Source organism: Enterobacter sp. SECR19-1250, from assembly GCF_013391025.1.
GTDB lineage: Bacteria > Pseudomonadota > Gammaproteobacteria > Enterobacterales > Enterobacteriaceae > Enterobacter > Enterobacter cloacae.
On sequence record NZ_JACASJ010000018.1, the window covers coordinates 16757 to 33920 of the forward strand.

A 17164-nucleotide genomic window follows, 5' to 3' on the forward strand; every position below is an offset into this window, starting at 1 on the left:
GGGAGAGGGGCGGGGTGAGGGCACCAGCCCGCACCAGACTTAAGCCAGCTGTTTCCTGCTAATCAACGGCCCGTCAATCTTCTTCATCGAACGGTCCAGCACCTCTTCAATCACCGACGACAGCTCGTTCAGCTCAAACTTCGCCACGTAGCCGTCGGCCTTCACTTTACGAATATGATCTTCGTTGGCGTTGCCCGAAAGCGAAGAGTGGATCACAACAGGAATATCTTTCAGCAGCGGGTCGGTTTTGATTTTGCGCGTCAGCGTGAAACCGTCCATCTCTGGCATTTCGAGGTCGGTCAGCACCAGGGCAATTTTATCGGTGATCGGCACCCCTTCAGCCTGCGCCTGCGCGGCCAGCACGCCAATTTTCTCCCATGCGTCTTTACCGGTGATATGCAGTTGCGCCGGGATCTCCATAGCCTGTAATCCCTTCTCCAGCATGGAGCGCGCGACTTTGGAATCTTCCGCTACAATCGCCACAGCGCCAGGCTTGATGTGGAACTTAGTGGTCTGCAGATTCGTGGCGTGCAGATCGTGGTTGGCCGGCGTGATGTCATACAGGATCTGCTCAACGTCCAGCACCATCGCCAGTTCGTTGGTGTCGGTCTTTTCGTCCAGACAGGCAATACTGGTGATGTAACGTCCGCTGACGGCGGTTTCCGCCGCGTGAACCTGCTTCCAGTCAAGGCGCATGATGTTCTCAACCGATTCCACCGCAAACGCCTGCACGCTGCGGGCATATTCGGTGATCAGCAGGATGTTGAGCCCCGTCGACGGCTTACAGCCCGCCACGGCGGCCAGGTCGATCACCGGGATCACCTGATCGCGGATATTCACCATCCCCATCAGCGGGGACTTCATCCCTGCGGGTTTGGTGAACTCCGGCATCGGCACAATTTCACGCAGCTTAAAGACGTTAATGCCAAACAGTTCGGATTTATTTTCATTCAGAGACGTGCCCAGACGGAACAGCAACAGCTCAAAACGATTCGACAGGGTGAGATTTGCCCTGTCATCAATATCTTTCTGGAAATTATCCATTCTACCCTCAAGTGAAATGCTGCCCTTTTAATCGTTATCGGCATCCTGAGAGAAAAATGAAGGACTAAACGCTGACCTTAGTGAAATCGTTGGCCAGCTCACACGCCGGGAACACGTCGCGGCACTCTGCCAGCAGTTTTTCACAGCCGCGGGCGTCATAGCGCGAGCTGACATGGGTGACAATCAATCTTCCGACGTTCGCTTCACGGGCAAGCGCCGCCGCCTGACGTGTTGAGCTGTGACCCCGGCTGTTGGCTTTCTCTTCCATCGCCGTTTCAAGCGTGGCTTCGTGCACCATCACATCCACCTCTCGCGCCAGTTGCAGGGCCGCAGGGCAGGGCGAGGTATCGCCAAAAATCGCCAGTTTTTTCCCTGGCTGCGGTGGGGCGAGATAGTCCTGGCCATTAATCATGCGGCCGTCCTCAAGCGTGACGGTATCGCCCTGTTTCAGTCGCTGGAAAAGCGGTCCGGGCTTCACACCATCGGCAATCAGCGCAGCGGCGTCGAGCGCGCCGGGCTTATCATGCGCTTCGATGCGGTAGCCATAGCACTCAACCGGATGATTCAGCGGCCGGGCGGTGACGGTATAGTCCCCGTCATCCAAAACCAGCCCCTCGGTTATCTCAATCACCTCCAGCGGATAATCCGTCCATGACCCGCTCAGGCGCAGCGTGGTTTCAACAAACTCACCAGTACCCGCCGGCCCGTAAATCGTCAGCGGGTTGGCATTACCCGCCATCGAACGACTGCACAGCAGGCCCGGCAGGCCAAACAGGTGATCGCCATGCAGATGCGTGATAAAGATCTTATCCAGCTTACCGGGATGATAAGCGGTGTGTAACAGTTGATGCTGCGTTCCTTCGCCACAGTCAAACAGCCACAGTCCGCCACGGGTTGGGTGCTGCAGATCCAGCAGGATCGCGGTCACGTTTCGTGTGCGTGTTGGCACGCCAGCGGACGTACCCAGAAAAATCAGTTCCATAACGCAATCAGCCCTTTGCCGAATGGGGGAGGGTTTAGTATAACGTGATGAACCCAGGAAGGAGACCGACATGATCCAGTGGCAAGATTTACACCATAGTGAACTCACCGTTCAGACACTGTACGCCCTGCTCAAACTGCGCTGCGAAGTGTTTGTTGTGGAACAAACCTGCCCGTATCAGGACATCGATGGCGATGATCTGGTGGGCGAGAACCGTCATATTCTCGGCTGGAGGGATAACGAGCTGGTGGCGTATGCGAGGATTCTGAAAAGCGAGGACGATTTTGAGCCTGTCGTTATTGGTCGCGTCATTATTAGCGGCAAGGCGCGCGGTGAAAAACTGGGCTATCAGCTGATGGAAAAAACGCTGGAGGCATGCCAAAAACAGTGGCCAGACAAGGCGTTATACCTTGGTGCACAGGCGCACCTTCAGTCTTTCTACGGCCACTTTGGCTTTATGCCGGTCACGGACGTGTACGACGAAGACGGCATTCCTCATATCGGTATGGCGCGGGAAGTGAAACAGGCGTAATGGCAGGTCGTTGGCTATAGTTAGCGGACTGGTGTACTAACATGGAGAAAAATATGTCATTTCAATCCTGGGATACCCGTGTCGATGACGACCTGACGTTACTGAGCGAAACGCTGGAAGAGGTGTTACGTTCGTCCGGCGACCCTGCCGATCAGAAATATATCGAACTCAAGGCACGTGCCGAACAGGCGCTACATGATGTCAAAACCCGCGTCAGCCATGCGTCCGACAATTACTACTACCGCGCAAAAAAAGCGGTGTATCGCGCCGATGATTACGTCCATGAAAAACCGTGGCAAGGCATTGGTGTCGGTGCGGCGGTCGGTCTGGTGCTGGGGCTGCTTCTGGCCCGTCGTTAACCCCTGAATCGGACGCTTAACCCCTCCCTATACGTGGGTACTGATATTTCTGATGGTACCCCGTATACTAAGCGTTTTTACAGGGAGAGGTTCGCGTGCATTCGATTTCCAACGCGCTGGAACGTCTGCGTACTCAGCTTGCGCAAGCGTTACCCGCTACACCCGGCTTACGTCACGTTGACGTCTCTTTCCCGCTAAACGACGCTTTCGACCCTCTCGCCTGGCTTGGTGCTCAGTGCCTGTTTCCCCAGTTTTACTGGCAGCAGCGTAACGGTGATGAAGAACTGGCTGCGCTGGGCGCCGTCATCCATTTTCCCTCTCTGGCTCAGGCTTCGCAGTTTTTACAGCAACAGCCTGTAGCGAACGACACGCGGATCTGCGGCCTGAATGCCTTCACCCCGGAGCAGGGCAGTCTCTTTTTACCCCGCCTGCTGTGGCGACGTTCTGCCGGGACCGCCACGTTGCGTCTGCAGCTGTGGAGTGACCGTTCCCTTCAGGAGGATGCCGATGCGGCGCTGGCGTTCTTACAGCAGCTTCGCGATGCCCGCCCAATCCGCCCGCTCTCTGCCCAGGTAGTGCAGGAGAACCATCAGCCGCAAAAACCGGAATGGCTGCGCCTTATCCGTCAGGCGACAGAGACCATTGCGCGCGGCGAAGTCGAAAAGGTGGTGCTCGCCCGGGCAACCGATCTGCAGTTCAGTCAGCCGGTGAATGCCGTGGCGCTGATGGCGGCCAGCCGTGCCCTGAATCTGAACTGCTATCATTTCTGCATGGTTTTCGATGCCAGCAACGCGTTTCTTGGCTCCACACCTGAACGCCTGTGGCGGCGGCGCGGCAACCTGCTGCGTACCGAAGCGCTGGCCGGTACCGTCGCCAGCCATCCCGACGACAAGCAGGCCCGCCTTCTGGGCGACTGGCTGATGAACGATGATAAAAACCAGCGTGAAAACATGCTGGTGGTAGAGGATATCTGCCAGCGGCTGCAGCACCATACCCGGACGCTGGAGGTCCTTCCAGCACAGGTTATGCGGTTGCGCAAAGTACAGCATCTTCGCCGCTGCATCTGGACCGAGCTCAAGCATGCGGATGATGAGCAATGTCTGCATGTGCTGCAGCCGACGGCTGCGGTTGCCGGGTTACCGCGCCAGCCAGCACGCGAATTCATACACCGCGTTGAACCTTTCGACCGGGAGTGGTATGCCGGATCCGCCGGATATCTGTCGCCAGAACAAAGCGAGTTCTGCGTGGCCCTGCGCTCGGCGCGCGTCCATGACGCCACCGTCCGTCTTTACGCCGGGGCGGGGATCGTCAGCGGTTCCGATGCGGAACAGGAGTGGCAGGAGATCGAAAATAAAGCCGCAGGCTTGCGCTCTCTGCTCCTGAAGGATTAGTACTGATTCGCGCAATCCCGATTCATATCAAAATTCTATTTTTTTCTATTATTTATACTGTGTCGCATTCTTGATACCGGACAATCTCATGTCAGTAAGTTCTTTTAACCGACGCTGGGCGACGGTGATCCTTGAAGCCCTGACTCGCCATGGCGTCAGGCATGTGTGTATTGCGCCGGGCTCACGCTCCACACCGCTGACGCTGGCGGCAGCAGAGAACCGGGCATTTATTCACCACACCCATTTTGACGAGCGCGGCCTGGGCCACCTGGCTCTGGGGCTGGCAAAGGTCAGCAAGGAACCGGTGGCGGTGATCGTCACCTCCGGTACTGCCGTGGCAAACCTCTATCCGGCCCTTATTGAAGCCGGGCTGACCGGTGAGAAACTGGTTCTGCTGACGGCCGATCGCCCGCCGGAGCTTATTGACTGCGGAGCGAACCAGGCTATTCGTCAGCCGGGCCTCTTTGCCTCGCATCCTTCGCAGACGGTTTCGTTACCCCGACCCACGCAGGACATTCCCGCAAGCTGGCTGGTCTCGACCGTCGATCATGCCATGGAGACATTGCGCAGCGGGGCGTTACATATTAACTGTCCGTTTGCCGAGCCGTTGTATGGCGAAATGGACGACACCGGTCTTGCCTGGCAGCAGCAGCTTGGCGACTGGTGGGAGAGCGAAAAGCCGTGGCTGCGCGAGCAGACACACCTTGAGAGCGCAAAGCAACGTGACTGGTTCTTCTGGCGACAAAAACGCGGCGTGGTTATTGCCGGGCGCATGAGCGCTGCCGAAGGCAGGCAGGTGGCCGAATGGGCACACACCCTTGGCTGGCCGCTGATTGGCGACGTGCTGTCCCAGACCGGACAGCCGCTGCCGTGTGCCGATCTCTGGCTCGGGAATGCGAAAGCGGTGACTGAGCTGGCGCAGGCGCAGATTGTAGTTCAGCTGGGCGCAAGCCTGACCGGCAAACGGTTACTGCAGTGGCAGGCAACCTGTAGCCCGGAAGAGTACTGGCTGGTGGATCCGCTGGAAGGGCGGCTCGATCCGGCGCACCATCGCGGTCGTCGTCTGGTGAGCGACATTGACACCTGGCTGGCGCTCCACCCAGCGGAAAAGCGCGCCCCGTGGGCCGTTGAGATCCCGGCGCTGTCGCGTCAGGCGTGGGAGTTGACCCGTGCACAATGCGAAGAAATTGGTGAAGCGGAGCTGGCGCACCGTATTTACCAGTATCTGCCGGAGCAGGGGCAACTGTTTGTCGGCAACAGCCTGGTGGTGCGTCTGATTGATGCGTTCTCAAAACTGCCTGCGGGCTATCCGGTCTACAGTAACCGGGGAGCCAGCGGCATTGACGGGCTGATCTCTACGGCGGCGGGTGTGCAGCGAGCCAGCGCGAAATCCACGCTGGCGATCGTGGGCGATCTTTCGGCGCTGTACGATCTCAATGCGCTGGCGCTGCTGCGGCAGGTGTCGGCGCCGTTTGTGCTGATTGTGGTCAACAATAACGGCGGGCAGATCTTCTCCCTGCTGCCGACACCGCAGAGCGAACGCGAGCGCTTCTATCTGATGCCGCAGAACGTGCAGTTTGGACATGCCGCAGCGATGTTTAACCTGAAATACCACCGCCCGGAAAACTGGGAAGCGCTGGATGCAGTCCTGAGCAGCGCCTGGCGACAGCCCGGTGCAACGCTGATTGAACTGGTCGTCAACGAGGCTGACGGTGCGCAGAAGCTGCAAAGTCTGCTGGCGCAGGTGAGCCACCTGTGATCCTCGCAGGCGCGCAACAGGCCGGTAAGCCAGGTTACCCCTGGCTGGTCTTTTTGCATGGATTTTCTGGCGATTGCCGCGAGTGGCAGACGGTCGGCGAGGCGCTCAGCAATTATCCCCGGCTTTATCTCGACCTGCCGGGGCATGGCCGGTCCGCCAGTATGGCCGTCACGGGGTTCAAAGAAATGAGTGACGTGCTTACCCGAACCCTTGTTAGTTACAACATACTTAACTACTGGCTGGTGGGGTACTCCCTTGGCGGCCGCATTGCGATGTTTCATGCCTGCCAGGATCCTGCGGGGCTTTGCGGCATCATCGTGGAAGGTGGGCATCCGGGCCTGAAGGGTGTCGCAGCACGAGAGGCAAGAGCAGCATCCGACCATCTGTGGGCGCAGCGTTTTCGCACGCAGCCCCTCTCAAACGTCTTTGCCGACTGGTATCAACAGCCTGTCTTTGCCTCCCTGACGGACAGCCAGCGCAGGGAGCTCATCGCCCTGCGCTGTCGCAACGCGGGCACAAACCTGGCGATGATGCTCGAGGCAACCTCGCTCGCCGTGCAACCAGACCTGCGTGCCGCACTCAGCGCGCGACATTTCCCTTTTGATTATCTCTATGGCGAACGTGACGAGAAGTTCGCGGCCCTGGCCGCTGAACTGAACGCTGTTCGCCATGTCATTCCAAACGCCGGACACAACGCCCACCGGGAAAATCCCGGGGCGGTTAGCGCGAGTCTGGCTCAGATACTGCGTCGTCGAATAAAGGACACTCTATGATCTATCCTGATGAAAACATGCTCTATGCACCGGTTGAATGGCAAGACTGCTCCGAAGGTTACACCGACATTCGTTACCACAAATCGGCTGACGGTATCGCCAAAATCACCATTAATCGTCCGCAGGTACGTAACGCCTTCCGTCCCCTGACCGTAAAAGAGATGATTCAGGCCCTGGCGGATGCGCGCTATGACGACAACATCGGCGTTATCGTCCTGACCGGGGAAGGCGAAAAAGCGTTCTGCTCCGGTGGCGATCAGAAAGTACGCGGTGACTACGGCGGATACCAGGACGATGCGGGTACCCATCACCTGAACGTGCTTGATTTCCAGCGTCAAATCCGTACCTGCCCAAAACCCGTGGTGGCCATGGTGGCAGGCTACTCCATCGGCGGCGGCCACGTGCTGCACATGATGTGCGATCTGACCATTGCCGCAGAGAACGCCATCTTCGGTCAGACGGGCCCGAAAGTCGGCTCCTTTGACGGCGGCTGGGGAGCTTCTTACATGGCGCGCATTGTCGGTCAGAAAAAAGCCCGCGAAATCTGGTTCCTGTGCCGTCAGTACAACGCCCAGGAAGCGCTGGATATGGGCCTGGTTAACACCGTGGTGCCGATTGCCGATCTCGAAAAAGAGACCGTTCGCTGGTGTCGCGAAATGCTGCAGAACAGCCCAATGGCGCTGCGCTGCCTGAAAGCGGCCCTGAATGCTGACTGTGACGGTCAGGCGGGTCTGCAGGAGCTGGCGGGTAACGCCACCATGCTGTTCTACATGACCGAAGAGGGTCAGGAAGGGCGCAATGCGTTTAACGAAAAACGCCAGCCAGACTTCAGTAAATACAAACGGAACCCGTAATGCGTCGCGCGCAGGTTTACCGCTGGCAGATACCGATGGACGCGGGCGTGGTGCTGCGTGAACGGCGGTTAAAAACCCGTGATGGCTTCTTCGTGCAATTGCAGCAGGGCGAAGGGCAGGGCTGGGGCGAGATTTCGCCTCTGCCGGGCTTTAGCCTGGAGTCGCTGGAGGAGGCGCAGGCTGCGCTGATGGCATGGGTAGAGGAATGGCGCACAGGCCTGAATCCGCCGCTGCCCGATCTCCCTTCCGCCGCGTTTGGCATCAGCTGCGCGCTCGCGGAGCTCGACGGCAGCCTCCCTGATGAGGCCGATTACCGTGCCGCGCCGCTCTGCACGGGCGATCCGGACGAGCTGTTTGCCTTGCTCAGCGCAATGCCCGGCGAGAAAGTGGCGAAAATCAAAGTCGGTCTTTACGAAGCGGTACGCGACGGCATGGTCGCTAACCTCTTGCTGGAGGCGATCCCCGATCTGCGCCTGCGTCTGGATGCCAACCGCGCCTGGACGCCGCTTAAGGCGCAGCAGTTCGCGAAGTACGTCAACCCGGCGTACCGCAGCCGCATCGCTTTTCTGGAAGAGCCGTGCAAAACCCGTGAGGATTCACGCGCTTTTGCCCGAGAAACCGGCATTGCCATCGCCTGGGATGAAAGCCTGCGCGAGGCGGACTTTGCCTTTAGCGCCGAGCCTGGCGTCAGCGCCGTGGTCATAAAACCGACGCTAACGGGCAGTCTGGCGAAGGTGCGCGAACAGGTGGCGGCAGCGCATGAGGCAGGGCTGACGGCGGTGATCAGCTCCTCCATCGAATCCAGCCTTGGGCTGACGCAGCTGGCGCGCATTGCCGCCTGGTTAACGCCCGACACCATCCCGGGGCTGGATACGTTAAACCTGATGCAAACCCAGCTCATTCGCCCGTGGCCGGGGAGCGCGCTGCCGTGCGCGGGCGTTGAGGCGCTGGAGCCGTTGCAATGAGTTTTAGCGACTGGCCGTGGCGGCACTGGCGCGAGCAGCGTGCCGATAAACCGGCTCTGCGTCTCAACGACGAGGTGCTGAGCTGGCAACAGCTCTGCACCCGCATCGACAATCTGGCCGCAGGGTTTCATCAGCAGGGTGTGGAGGCGGGTGACGGCGTGCTGCTGCTCGCCCATAATCACCCGCAGACCCTGCTGGCATGGCTGGCGCTGCTCCAGTGCGGCGCGCGTATTCTTCCCGTTAATCCCCAGCTCCCGCATCCGCTGCTGGAGGTGTTGCTTCCGCAGATGACGCTGCGTTTTGCGCTGGTGCTGGACGGTCACTATGACGGGCTCGCCGCGCTTAGCGTACATGCTCCGTCCGGCGAATACCGCGTGGCATGGCAGCCTGAGCGGCTGGCCTCAATGACGCTCACCTCCGGCTCCACCGGGCTGCCGAAAGCGGCTGTTCATACCTGCGGGGCGCATCTTGCCAGCGCTGAGGGCGTCCTCGCGCTGATGCCCTACGGCGACGATGACGACTGGCTGCTTTCGCTGCCGCTGTTTCATGTCTCCGGGCAGGGGATCTTATGGCGCTGGCTGCAGGCTGGCGCGCGCTTAACCGTACGCGAGAAGCAGCCGCTGGAGCAGGCCTTGCAGGGGTGTACGCATGCCTCGCTGGTGCCAACTCAGCTCTGGCGTCTGCTCAATACCCACCAGCGGATCGCGCTGAAAGCGGTACTGCTGGGCGGGGCCGCCATCCCCGTTGAGTTGACGCAACAGGCGCGCGCGCAGGGTATTTCTACGTTTTGTGGCTATGGCCTGACGGAGTTTGCCTCTACCGTCTGCGCGAAAGAGGCTGACGGTGAGCCGGACGTGGGCAGCGCATTGCCGGGCAGGGAGGTTCAGGTCGTTAACGGTGAAGTGTGGATCAAGGCGCAAAGCATGGCCTCAGGCTACTGGCGCGACGGCGCGTTGCTGCCGCTCACGAATTCAGAGGGCTGGTTTGCCACCCGCGATCGCGGCGAACTGCATGACGGTCGCCTGACGATCCTCGGTCGGATGGACAACCTCTTTTTCAGCGGAGGCGAGGGCATTCAGCCGGAGAGTCTTGAGCGGATTATCGCGACCCATCCGCACATCAGCCAGGTTTTCATTGTTCCGCTGAATGACGCCGAATTTGGTCAGCGTCCGGTAGCGGTGGTGGAGTGTGAACCGGGAACGGATATTACCCGCTTGCCGGAATGGGTACAGGGCAAACTGGCACGATTTGAGCAGCCCGTACACTGGCTGGTACTGCCTGCGGAGTTAAAAAATGGCGGGATTAAGATCTCCCGCCAGGCGTTAAAACAGTGGGTGAATGCCCAGCTGTCTGGTTAATTAGCCGACATCGGGCTGCGGCTTACGCTGACGACGCAGCAGGCGCAGCACCGGCGGCACGACCACCACCACAACAGCCAGCACCAGCAGGATCTTCGCCACATTGCTGTCCCACAGAATGGCGACATCGCCATTGCTGATGGACAGGGCGCGGCGCAGGTTCTGCTCCAGCATCTCACCCAGCACAAAGCCCAGAATCAACGGCGACATCGGGAAGTGCATTTTACGCAAGATGTAGCCGAACACCCCCAGCACCACCATCAGAATCAGGTCGAAGGTGGTGCTGTGTACCGCATACACCCCCACCGCCGAGACGGCTGCGATTGCGGGTACCAGGAACCACAGCGGAATGGTCAGCATACGGGTGAACAGGCCAATCAGCGGAATGTTCATGACCAGCAACATCACGTTGGCAATCAGCAGTGCCGCAATCAGCCCCCAGACGATATCCGGCTGTTCGGTGAACATCGCCGGTCCTGGCGTGATGTTATAGAGCGTCAGCGCCCCCATCATCACCGCCGTGGTACCGGAGCCGGGCACGCCGAGCGTCAGCATGGGAATAAACGAGCCACAGGCCGAGGCATTGTTGGCCGCTTCGGGTGCGGCGACGCCGCGAATATCACCTTTACCAAAGCTGTCGCTGTTGCCGCTGAGTTTTTTCTCCGTCATGTAGGTGATGGCGCTGGCGATGGTCGCCCCGGCGCCCGGCAGAATGCCGACAAAGAAGCCAATGACCGCTGAACGCAGCGTGGTACCGATACACTGCACCCCCTCTTTGGCGTTAAAGAGCATCCGGCCGGTTTTACGCACCAGCGTCTGCCCGCTGCTGGTATGTTCCAGCATCAGTAAGATCTCAGAGACAGAGAACAGACCAATCACGACCACGATAAACTGCACGCCGTCGGACAGGTGAACGCTGTCGAAGGTAAAGCGATAGACCCCGGTGTTGGCATCCACGCCGACGGTGGCTAACCCTAAGCCAATCAGCGCAGACAAAAACGATTTCAGTGGGTTTTGCGCCATCATGCTGCCGAGACAGGCAATGGCGAAGACCATCAGGGCAAAATATTCTGCCGGACCAAACGCCAGCGACCATTGGGCCAGCGCAGGCGCAAACAGAATGATGCCGCCAATGGCAATCAGCGAGCCAAAGAACGAACTGACGGCGGAAATAGACAGCGCCACGCCGCCGCGCCCCTGCCGCGCCATTGGGTAACCATCCAGCGCGGTCATAATGGCCGCCGCATCCCCGGGCACGTTGAGCAGTATTGACGAGATTCGGCCGCCATATTCACAGCCGATGTAGACCGTCGCCAGCAGGATGAGCGCTGATTCCGCAGGCAGATGCAGGGCAAACGCCAGCGGGAGCAAAATAGCGACCCCGTTGATGGGCCCAAGCCCAGGCAACAGACCGACGATCGTCCCGACGAAGCAGCCGATCAGGGCGATCACCAGGTTTTCCGGGGTCATCGCCACAGCGAACCCCTGTGAGAGGTAAATCCAGGTATCCATAGCGTGCTCCGTTAATTAAGCCAGGCGCCAAGCGGCAACGTCACATCCAGCAGGCGGTCAAAGGCGTACCACAGGAAAATGCCCATCACCACGCCTGAGATCCCCGCCGCAGGCAGGCTGGCGTTAAACAGCGTGCCGATGACCATCGTCAGGATGGCGGTCGCTACCGGGAAGCCGAGCCATTCAAAGCCCCAGGCATACATCAGCAGCACAATGACCATCACCAGCAGCCGCTGCAAAATGCGCTTAGGCGGCCACTCTACGGTATCCGGGTGGCGTAACAGCATGGCCACCGAGCAAAGCAGCATCAGGCCGACAATGCCCATTGGAAAGGGGCGGGGCCCCACGGGTTCATAGCTGTATTCGCTGTGGATCTGCCAGGCGACGAACATCCCGCCAATACAGAGCAACAACCAGATCCCGGCAAAAATGCGATCGCTCATAGCGCCTCCGGTTATTTGGCCAGGCCAAACGCTTTTGCTTTCTCGCGGTAGTCATTCACCTGTTTTTTGACATACTCGTCCAGCTGCTTACCGTTCAGGTTGAACTCAAACAGCCCGCGCAGATCGCGTTGCTTTTTAAATTCGTCTGTCTGCTGCAGTTTGTTAAAGGTGTCGACCCACCACTGGTATTCGGCATCGGTCACTTTTGGCCCGACAAAGAAGCCGCGGATAATCGGCCAGACGAGGTCATAACCCTGCTCTTTTGCAGTCGGCACATTTGCCAGCTGTCCCGGCAGACGGTTTTCGGAGAAGACCGCCAGCACGCGGATTTTATCGCCGCTCAGGTAAGGCACCATTTCACTGAGATCACCGGAAACTGCCTGCACGTGGTTGCCCATCAGCGCCGTCACCGGTTCACCGCCGCCCTCAAACGCCACGTAACGCATTTTGTGCGGATCCACTTTCGCCTGCTGCGCCAGCAGGGCGGCTTTCATCCAGTCCTGGCTGCCGATGGAGGCGCCTGCGCCAATCACCACGCTGTTGGGGTCTTTTTCCATGGCGGTGAGCAAATCCTTCAGGGATTTCCACGGGGAATCTGCTCGCACGGCAATCATGCCGTAGTCGGTACCGACGGTGGCCAGCCAGCGCACGTCATCCACGCCGTAGCGGCCAAACTTGCCCTGGGAGAGGTTAAGCAGCGAGCCGCCGGAGAAGGCCACCACTGTGCCGGCTTCCGCCGGACGTTGCGCGACAATCGCGTTATAGGCCACCGCGCCCACGCCGCCTGGCATGTAGGTCACGCGCATCGGTTTTTCAATGGCCTTCGTCTCCAGCAGGCTGACCTGAATCAGCTTGCAGGTGAGATCGAAACCGCCGCCCGGTTTGGCCGGAGCGATACATTCGGTGCGGGACGGGGCGTCCTGCGCCTGGACAACAGAGGCACTCAACATTAATACGCTTGCAGCAATCGTTGAAAGTAATTGTTTTTTCATCGTTTATCCTCACGCCGGCGATCCGGGGGTACGGGTACGGGTTTTTTTCTGATTATGTGAACCACCTTGTAGCGGTTCCGTTGCGTGATTGTTAAAACAATAACCTTTCATTTCCCTTTCAACGCGACACCAACTTTACAGGATGTGATATGCGTCTCTTACTGGCGGAAGATAATCGTGAGCTGGCTCACTGGCTGGAGAAAGCGCTGGTGCAGGAGGGCTTTGCCGTAGACTGCGTTTCTGACGGGCGCGCGGCCGATCATCTGCTGCAGGGGGAAAATTACGCGGTGGCGATACTGGACATCGGTATGCCCGGTTTTGACGGCCTGGAGGTGGTGCACCGTTTACGTAAACGCGGCCAGACCTTGCCGGTGCTGTTTCTCACCGCACGCAGCAACGTGGCGGATCGGGTGAAAGGCCTGAACGCCGGGGCGGATGATTATCTGCCAAAACCGTTTGAGCTGGAGGAGCTGGACGCCAGGCTTCGCGCCCTGCTGCGCAGAAGCGAGGGGAGAACCCAGGAACGCCAGCGCCTTGGGGAGCTGGAGTATGACGACGACGGTTTTTTCCTGCTGCGCGACGAGCCGCTCTCGCTCACCCCGCGCGAACTGTCGCTGCTGAAGGTGCTGATGCATCGTCGCACCCGCCCCGTTTCCCGGCAGCAGTTGTTCGATCAGGTGTTTAGCCTGAACGACGACGTCAGCCCGGAGAGTCTCGATCTTTACATTCATCGCCTGCGCAAAAAGCTGAGCGGCAGCGGCGTGCGGATCACCACCCTGCGCGGACTGGGCTATGTGCTGGAGTGCGGCGATGAAGTGGGTTAAGCCTCAGTCGCTTTATCTGCAACTGCTGCTTTTTCTCGGCCTGCCGCTGCTGTTGCTGTGGGGATTATCGGCTTTTAACAGTTACGTCAGCGCCCTGCAGGCGGCGACCCAGGCGTACGACCGCACGCTGTTATCTTCGGCGCGTACCGTCTCTGAGCGGCTGGAGGTGCACAACGGCAAGCTGCTGGTTGATGTTCCCTGGGTGGTGCTCGACAGCTTTGAGCTGAACATGAACGATCGTCTCTATTACAAGGTGGTTGACCCGGAGGGGCGGGTGATCTCCGGCTATGACGATCTGCCGAACATGCCCCCCTCCACGTCGCGCACCACGCACTATCCCGCGCTGGCCTGGTTTTATCATACCGAGTATCGCGGCCAGGCGATCCGCGTGGCGAAGCTTCTCCAGCCGATTAACGAAGACAATGTTTCCGGTATGGCGGAAATCTACGTCGCCGAAACCTTGCAGTCGCGGCGCTATCTGGCCACTCAGCTTCTGTTTTCTTCGCTTGTTTCGCAGGGGCTGCTGGTGCTGCTGACGTTGGTCTTAACCGCCTGGCTGCTGCGCCGCGTGCTGCGCCCGATGCGTCAGCTCTCCTCGCTGATGGTGCGCCGTGAGCCTGGGCTGCTGGCCCCGCTGCCGGAATTGCTGCCCTGGTCGGAAACGCGGCTACTGATCGTGGCTTTTAACCGTTATATCGACAGATTACGCGGCGTGCTTTCCCGCCAGGAGCGCTTCAACGCCGATGCGTCTCATCAGCTCAAAACGCCGCTGGCGGTGCTCAAAACCCAGGTTTCCGTTGCCCTGACGCGAAACGATCCGGCCCTGTGGCAGGAGAGTTTACGCGCCATGAACGTGACGCTGGATAACACCATCGTCCTCACCGAACGGCTGCTGCAACTCTCCACGGTGAGGCGCAAAGAGCAGGGGGATCGCCAGTTTGCGCCGGTGGACCTGGTTGAGGTGGTGCAGAACTGCTGTTTCTCCAGACTGACGCAGGCGCGCAGCAAGGCGATCGATTTGGGTTATGACGGCATTCAGCAACCCGTCTTGATAGACGGTGATGAGGTGCTGCTGGGGGAGCTGTGCGCCAACCTGCTTGAGAACGCGATCAAGTACACCCCGGCAGGAGGCATCGTCACCGTGTTCCTGCACACCGACGCGGGCGGCGTTGAGCTCAGCGTGGAGGATAGCGGGCCCGGCATCGAAGACAGCCAGATTTATCAGGCAATACTGCCTTTCCATCGGCTCGACAACGTCGGGGACGCCAGCGGATCGGGTATCGGGCTGGCGCTGGCGAGCGATATCGCCCGGCTTCACCGAAGCCACCTGCAGCTTTCCCGCAGTGAGGCACTGGGAGGGCTGAGCGTAAAAATGCGCTTTCTGTTGCTGACGTAAAAAAACCGCGCGTTTCAAATCGTTACAATCTACTTGCCCGCCGCACGCAGAGTGCTTGATCGCCAGGCGTCTCAGGTTAAAATCTCGCGGTTTTTTTGGGACTTTTCTATAAATTGCGCGGGAACACGATAATGAAAAAAGTGGCATTGATGGGCTTAGGCCTGATATTCGTTTCGGCGGCGGCTAACGCCATCAGTTTTAACGGCTCTGCGGGTCAGGATTACACCCACCTGGGCTTTGGCCTGGGTACCGAGACCGCCGGTCTGGCGATGACCGGCGGCTGGACGCATAACGACGACGATGGCGATGCGGCAAGCCTCGGCCTGGGTCTGAATATTCCTCTTGGCCCGTTCCTGGCCACCGTCGGCGGTAAAGGCATCTACACCAACCCGAACGACGGCGACGAAGGGTATGCGGCAGCGGTGGGCGGCGGTCTGCAGTGGAAAATTGGCGACAGCTTCGGCCTGTTTGGTGAGTACTACTACTCTCCGGACTCCCTCTCCAGCGGTATCGACAGCTATGAAGAAGCCAACGCGGGTGCGCGCTGGACCATCATGCGCCCAATTACCATTGAAGCGGGTTATCGTTATCTGAACCTGGCGGGCAAAGACGGCAACCGCGACAACGCGCTGGCTGACGGCCCGTACGTGGGCGTCAGCGCAGGCTTCTAACTCCTCCGGCGCGGCGTTCGTCGCGCCAGTTTCTCTCCTCTCCATGCCGGTGATTGCGCTATAGTGTTTTCACCATATAAGCGGGAGAACACAATGATTAACGTGGAGATGTTATCCACCGGCGACGAAGTGCTGCATGGGCAGATTATTGATACCAATGCTGCCTGGCTTGCCGATCTTTTCTTTGAGCAAGGATTACCGTTAACGCGCCGCAATACCGTAGGCGACAGTCTTGAGTCGCTGGTGACCGTTCTGCGCGAGCGTAGCGAACACTGCGACGTGCTGATTGTGAACGGTGGGCTCGGCCCCACCAGCGACGATCTCAGTGCACTGGCTGCCGCGACCGCCAAAGGCGAAGGGCTGGTGTTGCACGAGGAGTGGCTGGCCCACATGGAGCGTTTCTTCTCCGAACGTGGCCGCGTGATGGCACCCAGCAACCGCAAACAGGCTGAAATCCCGGCCAGCGCCGAACTGGTCGATAACCCGGTGGGTACTGCCTGCGGTTTCGCCGTTCAACTGAACCGCTGCCTGATGTTCTTCACGCCGGGTGTCCCGTCTGAATTTAAGGTGATGGTCGAACAGCAGATCCTGCCGCGCCTTCGCCAACGTTTTACCCTGCCTGAACCGCCAGTCTGCCTGCGCCTGACCACCTTTGTCCGTTCGGAAAGCGATCTGGCGCAGAGCCTCGATCACCTGCCGCTGCCGCCGGGGGTATCCATGGGCTATCGCTCTTCCATGCCGATCATTGAACTCAAGCTCACCGGGCCTGCCACGCAGAAAGCGGCGATGCTGGCGCTCTGGCCGGAAGTGCAGCGCGTGGCGGGCGAAAGTCTGATTTTCGAGGGTACGGAAGGGCTACCGGCGCAGATTGCGAAGCATCTGCAGTCGCGCCAGCTGAGCGTCACCCTCAGCGAGCAGTTCACCGGCGGCCTGCTGACGCTGCAACTGTCGCGCGTTAATGCTCCGCTGCTGGCCAGCGAGGTGGTGCCGTTCCAGCAGGAGACGCTGGCGCAGACGGCGCGCTGGGCGTCAGAACGCCGGGTCAACCATTTTGCCGGGCTGGCGCTGTTTGTCGGGGGTATGGATGAGGAATATCTCAACTTTGCGCTGGCTACGCCGGAAGGGACGCATGCCTTAAGAGTCAAAATGAGTATCACCCGCCACAGCCTGGCGGTGCGTCAGGACGTCTGCGCCATGATGGCGCTGAACATGCTGCGTCGCTGGCTGGCAGGTAAAGAGGTGGCCAGCGAGCACGGCTGGATCAACGTGGTGGAATCGCTGTTCGTTGAGTGACCGGTTTGCCGGGGCG

The 17164-nt window shown here is 59.4% G+C and carries 17 protein-coding genes; 12 read left to right on the top strand and 5 right to left on the bottom strand.

Going from position 1 to position 17164, the window contains the following annotated elements:
- Positions 1–39 precede the first annotated feature (39 nt).
- Complete coding sequence (locus HX884_RS07075) at positions 40–1044, bottom strand: chemotaxis protein (RefSeq protein WP_038983955.1); 1005 nt, start codon at positions 1042–1044, stop codon at positions 40–42.
- Positions 1045–1108: 64 nt separating this feature from the next.
- Complete coding sequence (gene rbn, locus HX884_RS07080; RefSeq protein ID WP_178327907.1) at positions 1109–2026, bottom strand: ribonuclease BN; 918 nt, start codon at positions 2024–2026, stop codon at positions 1109–1111.
- 70 nt (positions 2027–2096) lie between these two features.
- On the opposite strand from rbn, the gene HX884_RS07085 reads away from it, so the two are divergent.
- The 8 genes from HX884_RS07085 (at position 2097) to menE (ending at position 10017) form a co-directional block, all read left to right on the top strand.
- The gene (locus tag HX884_RS07085) at positions 2097–2558 is read left to right on the top strand and encodes a GNAT family N-acetyltransferase (protein ID WP_038983959.1); all 462 of its coding nucleotides are present in this window, start codon (positions 2097–2099) and stop codon (positions 2556–2558) included.
- Positions 2559–2611: 53 nt separating this feature from the next.
- Entirely contained in the window at positions 2612–2917 is a 306-nt protein-coding gene (gene elaB / locus HX884_RS07090; RefSeq protein WP_028028061.1) for a stress response protein ElaB, read from the top strand.
- Between the two features lie 95 nt (positions 2918–3012).
- A complete protein-coding gene (gene menF / locus HX884_RS07095) occupies positions 3013–4308 on the top strand; it encodes an isochorismate synthase MenF (RefSeq protein ID WP_178327908.1) in 1296 nt (431 codons plus the stop codon).
- A gap of 88 nt (positions 4309–4396) precedes the next feature.
- Positions 4397–6067, top strand: coding sequence for a 2-succinyl-5-enolpyruvyl-6-hydroxy-3-cyclohexene-1-carboxylic-acid synthase (gene menD / locus HX884_RS07100; RefSeq protein ID WP_178327909.1), 1671 nt, complete (start codon positions 4397–4399; stop codon positions 6065–6067).
- Positions 6064–6840, top strand: a complete 777-nt coding sequence (menH, locus tag HX884_RS07105; RefSeq protein ID WP_178327910.1) for a 2-succinyl-6-hydroxy-2,4-cyclohexadiene-1-carboxylate synthase — start codon at positions 6064–6066, stop codon at positions 6838–6840. The genes menD and menH overlap by 4 nt, the downstream gene beginning before the upstream one ends.
- On the top strand, positions 6837–7694 hold the full coding sequence (gene menB / locus HX884_RS07110; RefSeq protein ID WP_013098093.1) for a 1,4-dihydroxy-2-naphthoyl-CoA synthase: 858 nt from the start codon (positions 6837–6839) through the stop codon (positions 7692–7694). Before menH ends, menB begins: the two co-directional genes overlap by 4 nt.
- On the top strand, positions 7694–8659 hold the full coding sequence (gene menC, locus HX884_RS07115; RefSeq protein ID WP_038983967.1) for an o-succinylbenzoate synthase: 966 nt from the start codon (positions 7694–7696) through the stop codon (positions 8657–8659). Before menB ends, menC begins: the two co-directional genes overlap by 1 nt.
- Positions 8656–10017 carry an o-succinylbenzoate--CoA ligase gene (gene menE, locus HX884_RS07120; RefSeq protein ID WP_094916554.1) on the top strand — a complete coding sequence of 454 codons (1362 nt, stop codon included), beginning with the start codon at positions 8656–8658 and terminating at the stop codon, positions 10015–10017. The genes menC and menE overlap by 4 nt, the downstream gene beginning before the upstream one ends.
- Here menE and HX884_RS07125 read toward each other — a convergent pair whose 3' ends face one another.
- The 3 genes from HX884_RS07125 to HX884_RS07135 are packed head-to-tail and all read right to left on the bottom strand — an operon-like array spanning position 10018 to position 12964.
- On the bottom strand, positions 10018–11529 hold the full coding sequence (locus tag HX884_RS07125) for a tripartite tricarboxylate transporter permease (RefSeq protein ID WP_057071685.1): 1512 nt from the start codon (positions 11527–11529) through the stop codon (positions 10018–10020). It abuts the gene before it with no gap.
- An 11-nt stretch (positions 11530–11540) separates the two neighbouring features.
- The gene (locus HX884_RS07130; RefSeq protein ID WP_013098089.1) at positions 11541–11972 is read right to left on the bottom strand and encodes a tripartite tricarboxylate transporter TctB family protein; all 432 of its coding nucleotides are present in this window, start codon (positions 11970–11972) and stop codon (positions 11541–11543) included.
- Positions 11973–11983: 11 nt separating this feature from the next.
- Positions 11984–12964: a tripartite tricarboxylate transporter substrate binding protein gene (locus HX884_RS07135; protein ID WP_013098088.1), complete on the bottom strand. Its 981-nt coding sequence runs from the start codon at positions 12962–12964 to the stop codon at positions 11984–11986.
- Between the two features lie 149 nt (positions 12965–13113).
- Here HX884_RS07135 and tctD point away from each other — a divergent pair, with 149 nt between their 5' ends.
- From tctD to HX884_RS07155, 4 genes are all read left to right on the top strand, one after another.
- A complete protein-coding gene (tctD, locus tag HX884_RS07140; protein WP_013098025.1) occupies positions 13114–13788 on the top strand; it encodes a transcriptional regulator TctD in 675 nt (224 codons plus the stop codon).
- Complete coding sequence (locus HX884_RS07145; RefSeq protein WP_178327911.1) at positions 13775–15184, top strand: sensor histidine kinase; 1410 nt, start codon at positions 13775–13777, stop codon at positions 15182–15184. Before tctD ends, HX884_RS07145 begins: the two co-directional genes overlap by 14 nt.
- Positions 15185–15315: 131 nt before the next feature.
- Positions 15316–15855: a YfaZ family outer membrane protein gene (locus HX884_RS07150; protein ID WP_013098023.1), complete on the top strand. Its 540-nt coding sequence runs from the start codon at positions 15316–15318 to the stop codon at positions 15853–15855.
- 93 nt (positions 15856–15948) lie between these two features.
- Positions 15949–17148 (top strand): nicotinamide mononucleotide deamidase-related protein YfaY, encoded by a 1200-nt coding sequence (locus tag HX884_RS07155; RefSeq protein WP_178327912.1) that lies wholly within the window; start codon positions 15949–15951, stop codon positions 17146–17148.
- The last annotated feature ends 16 nt before the right edge of the window (positions 17149–17164 follow it).